A 15,060-nucleotide genomic window follows, 5' to 3' on the forward strand; every position below is an offset into this window, starting at 1 on the left:
GGCGTATCAGCCGACAAACAGCGTGCCGGGGTAGGCTGATAAGTCCGGATCGGTCATCGTGCCATCGCCAAGGGTGCGCTGCATGAACATCGTGTCCAGCCAGCGGCCGTGCTTGTAGCCGGTGCCTCTCATCAGGCCGACTTCGACAAAGCCAGTCTTGAGATGAACGGCGATCGAAGCGGGGCTCGCGCCGCCGATGACGGCCACCATCTGACGAAAACCGAGAGCAGTGCAGCGGCCGATCAGTTCGTCGAGCAGCGCCTTGCCGATGCCCCGCCCGCGAGCTTCAGGCGCCAGATAGATCGAATCCTCCACCATCCAGCGATAGGCGGGACGGGCGCGGAAGGCCGAGGCGTAGGCGTAGCCGAGGAGGTTTTCGCCCGCATCCACTGCGGCGATATAGGGATATTGCTGGCCGACGATCGCCGAAAAACGCTGCATCATCTCGGCCTCGGAGGGTGGAGCAATCTCATAGCTTGCAACGCCGTTCAGGACGGAGTCGCGATAGATCTCCGTAATGGCGGGAATATCGGCTTGCGACGCATCGCGCAGGAGGAAGGACATTTCGGCGGCTGGTCCATCGGGAAGCAAGGCCCTCCTAAAACCATCCTCCGGAAACCGGCGCAACAAAAAAGGCGGCCGAAGCCGCCTTTTTCGATCTCAATGCGCCTGATTATCTGCGGTTGCCCATGAACTGCAACAGGAACATGAAGAGGTTGAGGAAGTCGAGATAGAGCGTCAGCGCGCCCATGATCGCCTTGCGGCCGGCGACGGCGACGTCATCGGCTTCGTAGTAGAGTTCCTTGATCCGCTGCGTATCGTAGGCAGTGAGGCCTGCGAAGATCAGAACGCCGATCACCGAGATCGCGAACTGCATGGCGGATGAGGCCAGGAAGATGTTGACGATCGAGGCGATGATCAGGCCGAAGAGACCCATCATCAGGAACGAGCCCATTGCCGACAGGTCACGCTTCGTCGTGTAGCCGTAAAGCGACAGCGCGCCGAAGGAAGCGGCGGTGACGAAGAAGGTCTGGACGACGCTCTGGCCCGTATAGACCAGGAAGATCGACGAGAGCGACAGACCCACCAGCGCGGCGTAGACCCAGAAGGTCGTCTGGGCGGCGGACACGCTCATCTGGTGAATGCGGAAGCTCAGGAAGAAGACGACCGCCAGCGGCGCAAGAATGACGACCCAGCGCAACGGCGACTGGAACAGAACCGCGCCGAACTGGGTGAGCTGGCCGTCCTGTACGGCGAAGTTGAATCCGAGATATGCGGCCACACCGGTGATCGCCAGACCCAGCGCCATCAGGTTGTAGACCTTGAGCATATATGCGCGCAGGCCTTGATCAATCATCTCGCCGGTCTGAGCGCGGCTTTGATAGTTACGAAGATCAGCCATAGTTTCCTCTTACAAGCTCCGATGGAGATACGGTGTCGGGTTTTCGACCCGGGCGCCGCTGCGGAGCTCCAGCATGCCTGCCGACAATATGAGGCTTTCGCCCATTGCAAACAAGAGGGTTGCCAAGGCGCAGCCGGTTAAATCGCCGTAAGGTGAAGGGCTTTTGTGCGTCGTAGCCTCATCAAAGCTCGCGCAGTACGGGCGCCGCCTTCTGCCCGAGGATGCGCCAGGTGCCGATGAGGCCGATGCCGACGGTGAGCACCAGTGCGGTGACGAGCGTCAGCCCGGCCACATCGGGCAGGAAGGTGGATGGCAGGCGCATGATGCGGGCGACGATGAACCAGGCGGCGACGGCGCCGGCGACCAGCGAGAAGATCGCGGTCGCGAGCCCCAGGATCAGATATTCGTAGCTGAACGCCCGGATCAGCATGGCGCGCGTCGCGCCGAGCGTCTTCAGCACCACGGCGTCGTGGGTGCGCGCCCGGTTTCCGGCGGCAAGCGCGCCGGCAAGGACGAGGATCGAGGCGATCAGCGCGACCGAGGCTGCGGCGCGGATCGCGGTCGCCAGCTGCGCGACCAGCTGATTGACGATGTCGATCGCGTCTTTCACACGGACGCTGGTGATCGTCGGGTAAGTATTGGTAACGGATTTCAGGATCGCCGCATCCTCGGCCGGCGTCGAGGAGGGATCGGTCAGGGTCGCCAGCCAGGCGTGCGGGGCGCCGCGGAAGGTATTGGGCGAGAAGACCATGACGAAATTGATCGACAGCGATTCCCATTGGACACGGCGCAGATTGGCGATCTTCGCCGTGATGTTGCGTCCGAGCACGTTGACGGTGACGGTATCGCCGATCTTGAGGCCGAGTTCGTGCGCCTCTTCGGAGGAGAAGGAGACGAGCGGTTCGCCGCTGTAATCCTTGTCCCACCAGCTGCCTTCGGTGAGGGCGGCATTTTCCGGCAAGGTGTCGGCATAGGTGATGCCGCGGTCGCCATTCAGCACCCAGCGGCCGGCGGCCGGCACGTTCATCTTGGTGACGTCCTGCCCGTTGAAGGCGACGATCCGGCCGCGCAGCATCGGCACTTCCATGAGCTTGCCCTTCGGCGCCTGCGCCTGGACGAGATTTCGGAAAGCGCCGACCTCGGCGCTCTGGATGTCGACGAAGAAGAAGTTCGGCGCGCCCTCGTTCATGCGGCCGGTCAGCTGCCGGCGCAGGTTTCCGTCGATCAGGGTCAGCGTCACCAGCAATGCCAGGCCGAGGCCGAGCGAAAGCACGACAGACGGCGTCAGCGCGCCGGGGCGATGGATGTTACCGATCGCAAGCCTGAGCGCGGGCGAGTTGACGCGGGGGCTGCGGCGCGCAAGCCAGGCGATCAGTGCCGCGACCAGGCGCAAGACGACGAAGGCGAAGACGATGGCGCCGACGAAGACCACGGCGATGAAACGATCATAGGCGGTGAGGATGGCAAGGCCCGCAAGGGCCGCCATGAAGAGGGCGGCCAGCAGGACATAGGGCCAGGACGGCAGATGGCGGGCTTCGAAGCCCTGCTCGCGGAAGAGCGCCGTCGCGGGCACTTCGCGGGCGTGGCCGAGCGGCAGGATGGCGAAGGCGAGCGTCGTCAGGATGCCGAAGAGGCTCGCGAGCAGCAGGGCGCCGGGATAAAGGGTCGGCGCTGTGGAGACCGGCAGGAATTGCGCCAGGAACTGCGCTGCGAAGATCGGCGACAGGGCGCCGATGACGAGGCCGATCGCAATGCCGCCGAAGGCGATGATGGCGATCTGGAAGAGGTAGATCAGAACGACCGTTGCCGCTGGCGCGCCGAGGCATTTGAAGGTGGCGATGGTGGTGCGCTTGGAATCCAGGAAGGCGCGCACGGCATTGGCGACACCGACGCCGCCGACGATCAGCGCGGTCAGGCCGACCAGCGTCAGGAATTGCGAAAAGCGGGTGATGTTTTCGGTGAGCGAGGGTGCCGCGCGGTCGCTGGTACGGATCGCCCAGCCTGCGGAAGGGAATTCCTTGGCGGCGCGCGCCTGGATACCCGACATCGCGGCCCTGTCTTCCAGCCGGATCTTATAGGCATGTTCGACCAGGCTTCCCGTCTGGATCAGCCCCGAGGCCTGGAGCGCCTTGCGGCTGACGAGCAGGCGCGGCGCAAAGCCGAAACCTTCCGACAGCGCGTCCGGCTCGGTTTTCACCGTGCCTGTGATGCTGAGCTTGACGTTGCCGAGCAGCAATTCGTCGCCGACCGAGAGGCCGAGGCGATCGAGAAGCAGGGGGGCCGCCACCGCGCCGTAAGTGCCGCCTTCGCCTGAAAGCAGCGCTGCAAGCGGATAATCCGGCTCGGCCGCGAATTTGCCATAGAGCGGATAGGCGTCGTCGACCGCTTTGACCTCGACCAGTGCCTGGTCGGAACCGTCGGGCTTGCGGGCCATCGAGCGCAGGCCGGTCGAAACCGAGACGGCGCCGAGACCTTCGAGGAAATTCATTTCGGCCGGCGTGGCCTCGCGGTTGTTCAGCTCGAAGCGGACGTCGCCGGCAAGCAGCTCCTGGCCCTGCGAGGCGATCGTGTCGGTGATCGATTGCGAAACCGAATTGACGGCGGCGATGGCGCCGGTGCCGAGCGCGATGCAGGCAAGGAAGATGTAGAAGCCGCGAATGCCGCCGCGCAGCTCGCGGAGCGCCAGGCGAAGAGCGAGCGAAACGCGTGGCGTGACGATCCTCATGCGAATGCCGCCTCGCTGTGGCGGGCGGCGCTGTCGCCTTCGATCCTGCCGGAGCGAACGCGGATCTGGCGCGAGCAGCGGTTTGCAAGCGAGACGTCATGGGTGACGAGAAGCAGGGTCATGCCGCGTTCGGCCTGCTTGGCAAACAGCAGGTCGGCGATCTGGCGGCCGGTCTCGGTATCGAGATTGCCTGTGGGTTCGTCGGCGATCAGCAGGGCGGGCGAGGGGGCAAGCGCCCTGGCGATCGCCACGCGTTGCTGTTCGCCGCCGGAAAGCTGGCCGGGATAGTGGTTCAGCCGCTCGCCGAGGCCGACCGAATTCAGCTCGCGATGGGCGATGTCGAAGGCATTCGCAACATTGGCGAGCTCCAGCGGCACGGCGACGTTTTCCAGCGCCGTCATGTTGGCGATCAGGTGGAAGGACTGGAAGACGATACCGATGTTGCGGCCGCGGAAATCGGCGACCTGGTCCTCGCTCAGGCTGTGGAGCGGCGTGTCGTTGATGTTGATCTCGCCGCTGTCGAGCTTCTCCAGCCCGGCCAGCACCATCAGCAGAGTGGACTTGCCGGAACCGGAAGGGCCGACGATGCCGACGGATTCGCCGGCGGCGATATCGAGATCGATGCCCTTCAGCACATGGACGGAAGCGGCGGCGCTGCCGAGGGTCAGATCGGCGCTCTTCAACTCGATGATGGTTTTTGCCAAGGGAAATCGCCCTATATAAGTCCGTAATCCAATGGCCGCATAACGGCCCCTCGCCAATCTAGGGAAAGCAGGATGAGATTTAAAGTTGCCGCCCTTCAATTCACCGTCATTGCCGTCTCGCTGATCTTTGCCGCCGCAGCAAATGCACGGACGATCAATCTCGTCGGATTTGGCGACAGCCTGATGGCGGGGTATCAGCTGCCGCCCGGTGACGGCTTTCCCGAAAAGCTGCAGGCGGCCCTGAAGGCGAAGGGGCTCGACGTCGCGATCGCCAATGCCGGTGTCTCCGGCGATACGACGACAGGAGGGCTTGCCCGGATCGACTGGTCGGTTCCCGACGGCACCGATGGCGTCATTCTGGAGCTCGGCGCCAATGATGCGTTGCGCGGCATCCCGCCTCAGGAGAGCGAAAAGAATCTCGACCAGATGATTGCCCGGCTAAAGGAACGAGGAATTGCCGTGCTGCTCGTCGGCATGATGGCACCGCCGAACATGGGGGCGGACTATGCCGCGCGCTTCAATCCGATCTACCGGGAACTTTCGGAAAAACACGGGGTTCCGCTCTATGCCTTCTTCCTCGACGGTGTGGCGCTGGATGCGGGGCTGAAGCTCGAGGACGGAATGCATCCGAATGCCAAGGGCGTGGACGTCATGGTCGGCAAGATGGAAGCCGATGTCACAAATTTCATCGGGACGATTTCTACTGTGAAGAAATAGGGGCTTGCGCGGTTGTTGATTGCGTGATTCCGTGTGAGTACCTGCAAAAGATTCGGGGAGTGCTCGTTATGCCGAGACTGTTTACCGCCCTCGAAATTCCGCGCAATGCGGCGATGAGCCTTTCATTGCTGCGCGGTGGCCTCCCCGGAGCACGATGGATCGATGTGGAGAATTACCACATCACGTTGCGCTTCATCGGTGATGTCGACGGCCGTACGGCCGATGAAATCGTAGAACGCCTCGACCGGATCGACCGGCCGGAATTCCAGTTCCGGCTCGAAGGTATCGGTTCCTTCGGCTCGAAGAAACCGCATTCGGTCTGGGCCGGCGTTTCGCAATCGCCTGAGATGTATGCTCTGCAGGCTGAGATCGAGCGCATCTGCCAGCGCATCGGCCTGCCGCCGGATCCGCGCAAATTCACGCCGCATGTGACGCTGGCAAGGCTCAAGTCCTCGCGGCTCGACGATGTCGTGCAGTATCTGGCCGGACGCGGCAACTTCCACACCGCGACCTTCACGGCGCCGCGCTTCGTGCTGCTTTCATCGCGCGAATCGGTCGGCGGCGGCCCTTACCTCACCGAGGAAGTGTTCCCGCTGCACGAGGCGCGCTCGACGCCGAGCGTTTCGAGCAGGCTGCTGCAGCCGGTCAAGAGCCTGGTATAAACCAGCTCGAAACCGCCCGGGCCGCCATAATAGGGATCGGGGATATCTTCTCCGGTTCCAAGCGCGGCGTCGCCGAAAAGACGGATGTCGGTTCCCGGCGGTGCGATCTTTTCAAGTGCCGCCACGTTGTCGCGGTCCATGGCGAGGATCAGATCGAAATCCATGAAATCCTTGGGTTGGATGCGCCGGGCGTGCTGTCCCGATATGTCTATGCCATGGCTTTTCGCGGTGGCGATCGAGCGCTGGTCGGGCTGATCGCCTTCGTGCCAGCCGCCGGTGCCGGCAGAATCGATCGTAAAATGATCGGTCAGGCCCGCTTGCGTGACGAGATGGCCAAAAATTCCTTCCGCCAGAGCATGATGCCGAAAATTGTGAGCGGTTTTCGGACGACATCATGCTCTAACTCTTTAATTAAGAACAGGATTCAGATTTAAGGCCGATCCGGCCTTAAATCATCCTGTTCTGGCGGCGAACGGCATATATTGCCCATGCAAACGAAGAGGATACTGATGCGTTTCATCGGTAGACCTGCAGACGGATAGGAGGACCATGGCATGAAATGGGAAAAACTGGAGCGTGCGGCAGTCGAGGCTGAACTGAGCAAGCTTGAGGGCTGGACGCTCAACGACACGGCCTCCGCGATATCGAAGACATTCAAGTTTTCAAATTTCATCGAGGCTTTCGGCTTCATGACGGAAGCAGCGATTACGGCTGAAAAGCTCAACCACCATCCCGAATGGTTCAATGTCTATTCCAAGGTGGAGGTGACGCTGAACACGCATGATGCCGGCGGACTGACGGAGCTGGATTTCAAACTCGCCAGGGCGATGGAGAAGGCGGCGGCGAGACGACTTGTTTGAAAGCGGACGCGCCATCACCATATGTTCGCATGGACGAAAGGATGTGAGGGATGGACGACGTCAAATTCGGGGAAATCCTGCTGCCGGGCGACGAGGATACGCAGAGCCGCCGGGAAAAGACCGTGCGGCAGAAATTCTGGCCGACCTTCCGGCGGGCGGTGCGGCAGATTCCGTTTTCGCGTGATGTCGTCGCCGGTTTCTACTGCGCGCTCGATCCGCAGACGCCGACCAAGGTGCGCGGCGTGCTGCTCGCGGCACTTGCCTATTTCGTCATGCCGGTCGACATGATCCCCGACATTTTCGCCGTCATCGGTTTTTCCGACGATATCGCGGTGCTCTCGGCTGCCTTCGCCATGGTGCGCGGCCATATCCGGCCAGGCCATTACGAAGCGGCCGACCGGGTCCTCGCCGACGGGCCGGAAGAGGCGATGAAAACGATTTAACTCTCCTGCTCCAGCACCTTGCGGAGCTTGCCGAAGGCAAGCCGGATGCGCGATTTGACCGTGCCGAGCGGCAGTCCGGTCGCCTCGGCGATTTCCGAATGCGATTGGCCGAGGAAGAAGGCGGCGCGCAGCATGTCGCGCTGTTCTTCCGGCAGTTCTTCGATGGCGGCGCGTATCTTGGCGTCGCGGTCGTCGTTGGCGATCATTTCATCCGCGCCGATCTCGGCGGGCGGCCGCAGGGCCGGATCGGTCTCGTCGAAGACGCGGGTGCTGGTGCGGCGCTGCAGGTCGATCCGGCGGTTGCGGGCAATACGGAAAAGCCAGGTCGACAGCGAAGATCGCGTGGCATCGTAGAGACCGGCCTTGTGCCAAAGCACGATCATGATTTCCTGGACCAGCTCCTCGGCCTCGCCTGCCGTCATCTTCCGGCGCATCAGCCAGGATTTCAGGCGGGGCGCGAAATAATCGAACAGGATGGAAAAGGCCTGCTGGTCGCGGTCGTCCGCAACGGCCTTTGCGAGGGCAGCGAAACGCTGTCTTTCCCCGGCATCCATGTCCTCTCACGATCCCCCTGCGGCGAAATTTTGCCCCGAATTTCCAAGTCTTAATGAGGTACAACGGAATTGAGAAAGGTCAAACTCTTGCCTGAATCTTTGTGTCTTAAATTCAGCCGAACGCACGGCCGATGCCATCACGTCATGGTGTCACGACCAAGACCGTCAAAGGGACGAAAATTGATACTCGGGTTGAAATGACACAGGCAGATACAAATCGCAGCTATTGTTGACCATTTGGTAACCTGAATTAAGTCAAAATAAAGCAGATCGTGATTATGCGGCGCCCGCTATGATCGCTTCGGGCCTTGAATCGCAAGAACCGGCAGGAATCCATGTTTGTAAAAAGTATCGTATCCGCCCTCGCACTCACCTTGACCATGGCCGGAGTGGCGGCAGCGCAGCAGGCCGCGCCGAACCGCATCCAGCAGTTCCAGGCCTGGGGCGCCTATTCCTACAAGTCGGGCAGCAGCACCGTCTGCTACGTGCTGTCCGTTCCGACGGCAAAGCAGCCCGCAAGCGTCGATCACGGCGACAATTTCTTCATTGTCTCCCAGCGTCCGGGCCAGAACATTTCCTACGAGCCGCAGGCGATGATGGGCTATACGGTGAAGGAAAATTCGAAGATCAACGTCGTCATCGACAACAAGACCTTCGTGATGTTCACCAAGGACAAGGCCGGCTGGGTCGAAAACGCCGCACAGGAGCCGGCCCTTGTCGCCGCGATGAAGAGCGGTCACTCGATGACGGTGAATGCCGTCTCGCGCAAGGGCACCGGCACCTCCTACAGCTATTCGCTTTCGGGTATCTCGGCTGCGCTGAAGCAGATCGAAACCTGCAAGTAAGCGGGTTTTCGTCGATAGAATTCAAAAGGCCGGCCTTGCGCCGGCCTTCGTTATTTCCATCTATAGTGACGCGCGGGCAAAATGATGCTAAAGGCCGCGCAAACAGCGGACAGATCGCGATATCAGTCGCCGTCCGCCATCAATTTCTGCCAATGTGCCGTCATGCGCCCGCAAGTCTTCCGGATCAGACCCTGAAGTCCGCGGCTTGCGGAACGGTTACGTGTTCGAATTCGGGATGAAAGACTATGTCGGTCATGGATGCGATCGTCGTCAACAAGCCGCAGGCCGCGCGCCCCTCTTCCGGCGTCGAGAAGCCGTCGCTGATCGGGCTCTCCCGCGAGGAGATGGCGGCCGCGCTCCGGGAAAAAGGTGTGGCCGAGAAGCAGATCAAGATGCGCGTCTCGCAGCTCTGGAACTGGATCTATGTGCGCGGGGTTTCCGACTTCGACCATATGACGAATGTCGCCAAGGACATGCGCGAAATGCTGAAGCAGCATTTCACCATCGAGCGTCCTGAAATCGTCGAGGAGCAGGTCTCCAACGACGGAACGCGCAAATGGCTGCTGCGCTTTCCCGCGCGCGGCGCAGGCCGCCCCGTCGAGATCGAGGCCGTCTACATTCCGGAAGAGGGCCGCGGCACGCTCTGTATTTCCAGCCAGGTCGGCTGCACGCTCACCTGTTCATTCTGTCACACCGGGACACAGCGCCTGGTGCGCAACCTGACGGCGGAGGAAATTCTGTCGCAGCTGTTGCTTGCCCGCGACCGGCTCGGCGACTTCCCGGATCGCGAAGCGCCGCAGGGTACGATCATGCCTGCCGAGGGCCGCAAGGTCAGCAACATCGTGATGATGGGCATGGGCGAGCCGCTTTATAACTTCGATGCCGTCAAGCAGGCATTGTTGATCGCCACCGATGGCGATGGGCTGTCGCTCTCCAAGCGCCGCGTGACGCTTTCCACCTCGGGCGTCGTGCCGGAGATCTTCCGCACCGGCGAAGAGATCGGCGTCATGCTGGCGATCTCGCTGCATGCGGTGCGGGATGACCTGCGTGACATTCTGGTGCCGATCAACAAGAAGTACCCGCTGAAAGAGCTGATCGAGGCCTGCAAGGCCTATCCCGGCCTTTCCAACGCACGGCGCATCACCTTCGAATATGTGATGCTGAAGGACGTCAACGACAGCCTTGAGGACGCCAAGGGGCTGATCAAGCTCCTGAAGGGCGTGCCGGCCAAGATCAACCTCATTCCGTTCAACCCCTGGCCTGGCACCAATTATCAGTGTTCCGACTGGGAGCAGATCGAGAAATTCGCCGATTTCATCAATTCGGCCGGCTACGCTTCGCCGATCCGCACGCCGCGCGGCCGCGACATTCTGGCCGCCTGCGGCCAGCTGAAATCGGAATCCGAACGCATGCGCAAGACCGAGCGCCTGGCCTTCGAGGCGATGATGATCGCCAATCACGGCGCTGACGACTGATCAGCAAGTTTGATCCTCGCTACAATTCTCCTGCATTGATTTAAGCATGCGCTTTTCCTAATAGTGCCGCCAAAATCAATCAGGAGGATACAAATGCGCCCGATTCTGCTCGCTCTTGCCGCCACTTTGGCGCTTTCCCTGCCCGCAAAGGCCGATGACGTTACCGTTGCCGTGACGGCGATCGTCGAGCACCCGGCGCTGGACGCAGCCCGCAAGGGCGTTCTCGACGTGCTGACGGCTGCCGGCTACAAGGAAGGCGAGAACCTGAAATTCCTGTTCGAATCGGCGCAGGGCAATCCGGCGACGGCAGCCCAGATCGCTCGCCAGTTCGCCGGCGACGAGCCCAATGTCATCGTGCCGATCTCGACGCCATCCGCCCAGGCCGTCGTCTCCGCGACGCGCGACATTCCCGTCGTCTTCACCGCCGTCTCCGATCCGCTCGGCGCCCAGCTCGTCAAGAACATGGACAAGCCGGGCGGCAACGTCACCGGCCTTTCCGACATGTCTCCCGTTGCCGAACACCTGGCGCTGATCAAGGAAATCCTGCCGAAGGTTAAAACGATCGGTTATCTCTACAATTCGGGCGAGGCGAATTCGGTTTCGCTGCTCGCCGTCTTGAAGGCCGAAGCCGAAAAGGCCGGCCTGACGGTTGTGGAATCGGCCACCACTAAGTCTGCCGAAGTTCAGGGTGCCGCGCGTGCCCTCGTCGGCCGCGCCGACGCAATCTACGTTCCGACCGACAACACGATCATCTCCGCGCTGGAAGGCGCCGTCGCGGTTGCCGAAGAGAGCAAGCTGCCGCTCTTCACTGCCGATACGGATTCGGTTTCGCGCGGTTCGATCGCCGCCCTCGGCTTCAACTATTACGATGTCGGCAAGCAGACGGGCGAAATCGTCGTTCGCGTGCTGAAGGGTGAGAACCCGGGCGATATCGCCGTCAAGACCGCAGCCGGCAGCGATCTCGTCGTCAACAAGGCTGCTGCGGCCAAGATGGGCGTCACCCTGCCTGAAAGCGTGCTTTCGCGCGCCAACAAGGTCATCGAATAAGCGTTCATCGTTGCATCGACCATTCACATTCAGCCGCTCCCGTTTGCGCGGGGGCGGCTGAAGTATTAAAAGGCTGCGGTTTCGCGACGGGCGGAACGGAAACAAAAAGGGGCTGAAAGCCTTGAGCCAAATCGCATTCTGGGGGGCCGTCGAGCTCGGCCTGGTCTATTCCTTCGTCGCACTCGGCGTCTATCTCGCCTTCCGCGTCCTCGATTTTCCCGACCTGACGGTGGACGGTTCCTTTCCGCTCGGTGCAGCGGTAACGGCAGTGCTGATCATCGCCGGCGTCAACGCCTGGCTTGCGGCGTTGATCGCGATGGCGGCAGGAGCAGCGGCCGGCATGGTGACGGCGCTGCTCAACGTGCGCTTCAAGATCCTCAATCTGCTCGCCTCGATCCTGACGATGATCGCGCTGTTTTCCGTCAATTTGAGAGTAATGGGCAAACCCAACGTCGCGCTCATCAACGCCGATACGATGATCAGCCCGTTCTTCGGCCATGGCCTGCGTGATTTCTACGTGCGGCCGCTCTTCGTCGGCGTTCTCGTCGTCGTCGCGCTCATCCTGGTCTGGCGCTTCCTGGAAAGCGATGCCGGGCTTGCCATGCGCGCGACCGGCGCCAATGCGCGGATGGCCCGCGCCCAAGGCGTCGATACCAGCCGGCAGATCTATCTCGGCATGGCGATCTCCAATGCGCTTGTCGCCTTCGGCGGCGCATTGTTTGCCCAGACGAACGGCTTTGCCGACGTCACCTCCGGCGTCGGCACGATCGTCGTCGGCCTCGCCGCCGTCATCATCGGCGAGACGCTGCTCGGGCGCCGGGGCCTGTTGATCGCGCTGATCGGCTGCGTGCTCGGTTCGATCCTCTATCGTATCGCGATCCAGCTGGCGCTTTCGAGCGACGTCATCGGCCTGCAGGCCTCCGACCTCAATTTCGTCACGGCGGTACTCGTGACCGTCGCACTCATCCTTCCCCGTCTTCGCCGAGGTGCCGTATCGTGATCAGCGTTAGGGATATCAAGGTCGTTTTCGGACGCGGCACGCCGCTGCAGAAGCAGGCGCTGAACGGCGTCAGCCTGACCATCGAGCAAGGCTCCTTCGTCACCGTCATCGGCTCCAACGGCGCCGGCAAATCGACGCTGCTCGGCGTGCTCGCCGGCGACGTCCTGCCGAGCGAAGGCCAGGTGCTGATCGGCAAGAGCGACGTGACGCGCAAATCGACGGCGGCGCGCGCCGGGCTGGTGGCCCGCGTTTTCCAGGATCCGCTGACGGGAAGCTGCGGCGCGTTGTCGATCGAGGAAAACCTCGCTCTGGCGGCACGGCGCGGCGAAAAGCGCGGACTTCTGCCGGCGCTCGGCGGCAACAGGCGCGACTATTTCAAGGAGCGGATCGCCGAGTTGAACCTCGGGCTGGAAAACCGGCTGAAGGACCGCATGGATCTGCTCTCGGGCGGGCAGCGGCAGGCGGTTTCGCTCGTCATGGCGACACTTGCCGGTTCGGAAGTGCTATTGCTCGACGAACATACGGCCGCACTCGATCCCGGGATGGCCGAGTTCGTGATGAACCTGACGCAGAAGATCGTTGCCGAGCGCAAGCTGACGACGATGATGGTGACGCATTCCATGCGCCAGGCGCTGGATTACGGCCACCGCACGATCATGCTGCATGGCGGCGAGATCGTTCTCGACGTGGCGGGCGACAACCGAAAGAACCTGCAGGTCGAAGACCTCATCGCCATGTTCCGCAAGATGCGCGGCCAGACGCTCGATGACGATGCTTTGCTGATTGGCTAAGCCAACAGCGTGCTGATCGGCTGAGCCAACAGCGTGCTGATCGGATAAACCGACAGCGTGCGGATCGCTGCGCGACCGCGCGCTGATTGGCTGAGCTCAGCGTGCCTGGGTGAGCAGGATCTTGGCCGCGAAGAGTGAGAAGACGCCGGCGAAGGTGTAGTCCATGCCGCGCAGCACCTTCCTGTTGTTCTGCAGCCACGAGGCCAGCCAGTCGGCGGCAAGGACCACGGCGGCATTGACCGGCATGGCGAACAGGATGAAGCACAGCCCAAGGAAAAGCAGTTTCTGCGTGACGGCGGGATCGCCGGCGCTGACGAATTGCGGCAGGAAGGTCATGAAGAAGATGATGACCTTCGGGTTCAGGAGGTTGACCCAGAAGCCGGACGAGATGTTTGCGAGCGCGGTCCCCTTCTGCGCCTCGACCTTGGCGACCGTGAGCTTCGAGCCGAAGCGGATCGCCTGCACCGCCAGCCAGAACAGATAGGCAGCACCGCCGGTCTTCAGGATCAGGAAGGCGGTCGGCGAAGCGGTGATCAGCGCCGAAATGCCGAAGGCGACCAGCATGGTGTGCACGACGATGCCGAGACTGGTGCCGATGACGACGAAGAATGCTGCCTTCTTGCCCTGGGCCAGCGCGCGGCTGATCGACAGCGTCATGTCAGGGCCTGGAGTCGCCGCAAGCAGGAGCGTTGCGGCGGCAAAGGCCAGAAGTGTCGGCAGGTCGGGCAGGAAATCCATGGCGCGCTCTGAAAGCCGGAAAGACCCCATGATCTCTTATCCGGCTTTCAAAAAATTACCAATCAAACCTGCTGATGGCGCCGATCACTTCTGTTCCAGAAAGGCCTTGAACTTGTCGGCATAGTCCTTGTGCCAGCGCGACAGTGGCGGGCGGTTCTCGATGATATCGCCGGCCGCCCAGGCCATGCGGCGTTCGTCGAGCGGGCGGGCCACGTCGTTGTCGGGGCAGAGAATATAGAAATCGCCGCGTGCGAGGCTTTCGATCATGAAATCGACCGTCTGCTCCGGCGTCCAGGCGCCGGCCGGCTTTTCCGCGCGGTCGCCCTGGGTGAGGCCGGTGAAGACGAAGCCGGGGATCAGGAGATGCGCGGAGATCTTCGCGCCTTCGGTGTTGCGAAGCTCGTGCTCCAATGCCTCGGTGAAGACCTTCACGCCTGATTTGGAGATATTGTAGGCGGGATTGCCGGGCGGCGTGGTGATGCCCTGCTTGGAGCCGGTGTTGATGATGAGGCCGGGCTCGCCATGCGACAGCATCTTCGGGCCGAAGGTGCGCGTGCCGTTTATGACGCCCATCAGGTTGACGGCGAAGATATGGTCCCAGTTCGCCTGCGGGCTGAAGATCGAGGTTTCCGGGCCGATGCCGGCATTGTTCATCAGCACGTGCACGCGGCCGAAACGCTGGAGCACCGCGCGTTCGAGCGCTTCCAGCGAGTCGCGGCTTGCGACGTCGGTCTCGACCGCCATCACATTTTCCTCGCCTGAAATGGCCTTGAGTTCGTCGGCGGCGTTCGCCAGCCGGTCGCCGCCGAGATCGGCGATGACGACGCTCATGCCGCGCTCGGCGAAATATTTCGCCGCGGCAAAGCCGATGCCGGAAGCGCCGCCGGTGACGACTGCAACATTGGATTTCTTGAAAATGTCTTGAATATTCGTCACGGGGAGCCCCTCCTCGATCATTGTTCGGACGTTGGCGAATATGGGCTCCGCTTTCGGACTGTCAAACGGTATCGGCGCCGTCAGCCGCAGCACTTGCCCTTGCGTCACGCGCCAATCTCGCTAAAAGTGCCGCGACACCGGGTTTTCGCCGGCCTTTATGT

Annotated in this window: 17 protein-coding genes; 9 read left to right on the forward strand and 8 right to left on the reverse strand. The window is 61.9% G+C overall.

Features of this window, described 5'->3' with window-relative positions:
• Positions 1-6 precede the first annotated feature (6 nt).
• The 4 genes from QD408_RS18140 to QD408_RS18155 all read right to left on the reverse strand — a co-directional run bounded on the left by QD408_RS18140 (position 7) and on the right by QD408_RS18155 (position 4,831).
• On the reverse strand, positions 7-564 hold the full coding sequence (locus QD408_RS18140; RefSeq protein ID WP_414140251.1) for an N-acetyltransferase family protein: 558 nt from the start codon (positions 562-564) through the stop codon (positions 7-9).
• A 109-nt stretch (positions 565-673) separates the two neighbouring features.
• Entirely contained in the window at positions 674-1,402 is a 729-nt protein-coding gene (locus QD408_RS18145; protein WP_088682181.1) for a Bax inhibitor-1/YccA family protein, read from the reverse strand.
• 181 nt (positions 1,403-1,583) lie between these two features.
• The gene (locus QD408_RS18150; protein ID WP_414140252.1) at positions 1,584-4,127 is read right to left on the reverse strand and encodes an ABC transporter permease; all 2,544 of its coding nucleotides are present in this window, start codon (positions 4,125-4,127) and stop codon (positions 1,584-1,586) included.
• Positions 4,124-4,831, reverse strand: a complete 708-nt coding sequence (locus QD408_RS18155; protein WP_088682179.1) for an ABC transporter ATP-binding protein — start codon at positions 4,829-4,831, stop codon at positions 4,124-4,126. The genes QD408_RS18150 and QD408_RS18155 overlap by 4 nt, the downstream gene beginning before the upstream one ends.
• 72 nt (positions 4,832-4,903) lie before the next feature.
• Between QD408_RS18155 and QD408_RS18160 the strand changes: the two genes are divergently transcribed.
• Both QD408_RS18160 and thpR read left to right on the forward strand, forming a co-directional pair.
• On the forward strand, positions 4,904-5,548 hold the full coding sequence (locus tag QD408_RS18160) for an arylesterase (protein WP_088682178.1): 645 nt from the start codon (positions 4,904-4,906) through the stop codon (positions 5,546-5,548).
• A gap of 68 nt (positions 5,549-5,616) precedes the next feature.
• The gene (gene thpR, locus QD408_RS18165; protein WP_088682177.1) at positions 5,617-6,210 is read left to right on the forward strand and encodes an RNA 2',3'-cyclic phosphodiesterase; all 594 of its coding nucleotides are present in this window, start codon (positions 5,617-5,619) and stop codon (positions 6,208-6,210) included.
• Here thpR and QD408_RS18170 read toward each other — a convergent pair.
• A complete protein-coding gene (locus QD408_RS18170; protein ID WP_414140298.1) occupies positions 6,117-6,563 on the reverse strand; it encodes a low molecular weight protein-tyrosine-phosphatase in 447 nt (148 codons plus the stop codon). The two genes, thpR and QD408_RS18170, sit on opposite strands and share 94 nt — an antisense overlap.
• A gap of 201 nt (positions 6,564-6,764) precedes the next feature.
• Here QD408_RS18170 and QD408_RS18175 point away from each other — a divergent pair, with 201 nt between their 5' ends.
• Positions 6,765-7,070, forward strand: a complete 306-nt coding sequence (locus QD408_RS18175; RefSeq protein ID WP_088682175.1) for a 4a-hydroxytetrahydrobiopterin dehydratase — start codon at positions 6,765-6,767, stop codon at positions 7,068-7,070.
• A 50-nt stretch (positions 7,071-7,120) separates the two neighbouring features.
• Complete coding sequence (locus QD408_RS18180) at positions 7,121-7,513, forward strand: YkvA family protein (protein WP_414140253.1); 393 nt, start codon at positions 7,121-7,123, stop codon at positions 7,511-7,513.
• Here the strand turns inward: QD408_RS18180 and QD408_RS18185 are convergent.
• Positions 7,510-8,067 carry a sigma-70 family RNA polymerase sigma factor gene (locus QD408_RS18185; protein WP_414140254.1) on the reverse strand — a complete coding sequence of 186 codons (558 nt, stop codon included), beginning with the start codon at positions 8,065-8,067 and terminating at the stop codon, positions 7,510-7,512. The genes QD408_RS18180 and QD408_RS18185 overlap by 4 nt on opposite strands.
• Before the next feature lie 335 nt (positions 8,068-8,402).
• Between QD408_RS18185 and QD408_RS18190 the strand changes: the two genes are divergently transcribed.
• The 5 genes from QD408_RS18190 (at position 8,403) to QD408_RS18210 (ending at position 13,225) form a co-directional block, all read left to right on the forward strand.
• On the forward strand, positions 8,403-8,912 hold the full coding sequence (locus QD408_RS18190) for an invasion associated locus B family protein (protein ID WP_088682172.1): 510 nt from the start codon (positions 8,403-8,405) through the stop codon (positions 8,910-8,912).
• A 245-nt stretch (positions 8,913-9,157) separates the two neighbouring features.
• A complete protein-coding gene (gene rlmN, locus QD408_RS18195) occupies positions 9,158-10,387 on the forward strand; it encodes a 23S rRNA (adenine(2503)-C(2))-methyltransferase RlmN (protein ID WP_414140255.1) in 1,230 nt (409 codons plus the stop codon).
• Between the two features lie 93 nt (positions 10,388-10,480).
• Positions 10,481-11,434: an ABC transporter substrate-binding protein gene (locus QD408_RS18200; RefSeq protein WP_414140256.1), complete on the forward strand. Its 954-nt coding sequence runs from the start codon at positions 10,481-10,483 to the stop codon at positions 11,432-11,434.
• 121 nt (positions 11,435-11,555) lie between these two features.
• Positions 11,556-12,434, forward strand: a complete 879-nt coding sequence (locus tag QD408_RS18205; RefSeq protein WP_414140257.1) for an ABC transporter permease — start codon at positions 11,556-11,558, stop codon at positions 12,432-12,434.
• Positions 12,431-13,225, forward strand: a complete 795-nt coding sequence (locus tag QD408_RS18210; protein ID WP_088682168.1) for an ABC transporter ATP-binding protein — start codon at positions 12,431-12,433, stop codon at positions 13,223-13,225. The genes QD408_RS18205 and QD408_RS18210 overlap by 4 nt, the downstream gene beginning before the upstream one ends.
• A gap of 96 nt (positions 13,226-13,321) precedes the next feature.
• Here the strand turns inward: QD408_RS18210 and QD408_RS18215 are convergent, their stop codons facing one another.
• Together QD408_RS18215 and QD408_RS18220 are read right to left on the reverse strand one after the other, a co-directional pair.
• A complete protein-coding gene (locus tag QD408_RS18215; RefSeq protein ID WP_414140299.1) occupies positions 13,322-13,963 on the reverse strand; it encodes a LysE family translocator in 642 nt (213 codons plus the stop codon).
• 84 nt (positions 13,964-14,047) lie between these two features.
• Complete coding sequence (locus QD408_RS18220) at positions 14,048-14,899, reverse strand: SDR family NAD(P)-dependent oxidoreductase (protein WP_088682213.1); 852 nt, start codon at positions 14,897-14,899, stop codon at positions 14,048-14,050.
• Positions 14,900-15,060 lie beyond the last annotated feature (161 nt).

It is taken from the genome of Rhizobium sp. BR 249, assembly GCF_047445895.1.
Taxonomy (GTDB): Bacteria; Pseudomonadota; Alphaproteobacteria; order Rhizobiales; family Rhizobiaceae; genus Rhizobium.

Excerpts from the sequence above, each read along its gene's own strand:
- QD408_RS18140 (WP_414140251.1), bottom strand. The coding sequence starts at position 564 with ATGTCCTTCCTCCTGCGCGATGCGTCGCAAGCCGATATTCCCGCCATT.
- QD408_RS18145 (WP_088682181.1), bottom strand. The coding sequence starts at position 1,402 with ATGGCTGATCTTCGTAACTATCAAAGCCGCGCTCAGACCGGCGAGATG.
- QD408_RS18150 (WP_414140252.1), bottom strand. The coding sequence starts at position 4,127 with ATGAGGATCGTCACGCCACGCGTTTCGCTCGCTCTTCGCCTGGCGCTC.
- QD408_RS18160 (WP_088682178.1), top strand. The coding sequence starts at position 4,904 with ATGAGATTTAAAGTTGCCGCCCTTCAATTCACCGTCATTGCCGTCTCG.
- thpR (WP_088682177.1), top strand. The coding sequence starts at position 5,617 with ATGCCGAGACTGTTTACCGCCCTCGAAATTCCGCGCAATGCGGCGATG.
- QD408_RS18175 (WP_088682175.1), top strand. The coding sequence starts at position 6,765 with ATGAAATGGGAAAAACTGGAGCGTGCGGCAGTCGAGGCTGAACTGAGC.
- QD408_RS18180 (WP_414140253.1), top strand. The coding sequence starts at position 7,121 with ATGGACGACGTCAAATTCGGGGAAATCCTGCTGCCGGGCGACGAGGAT.
- QD408_RS18185 (WP_414140254.1), bottom strand. The coding sequence starts at position 8,067 with ATGGATGCCGGGGAAAGACAGCGTTTCGCTGCCCTCGCAAAGGCCGTT.
- QD408_RS18190 (WP_088682172.1), top strand. The coding sequence starts at position 8,403 with ATGTTTGTAAAAAGTATCGTATCCGCCCTCGCACTCACCTTGACCATG.
- rlmN (WP_414140255.1), top strand. The coding sequence starts at position 9,158 with ATGTCGGTCATGGATGCGATCGTCGTCAACAAGCCGCAGGCCGCGCGC.
- QD408_RS18200 (WP_414140256.1), top strand. The coding sequence starts at position 10,481 with ATGCGCCCGATTCTGCTCGCTCTTGCCGCCACTTTGGCGCTTTCCCTG.
- QD408_RS18215 (WP_414140299.1), bottom strand. The coding sequence starts at position 13,963 with ATGGATTTCCTGCCCGACCTGCCGACACTTCTGGCCTTTGCCGCCGCA.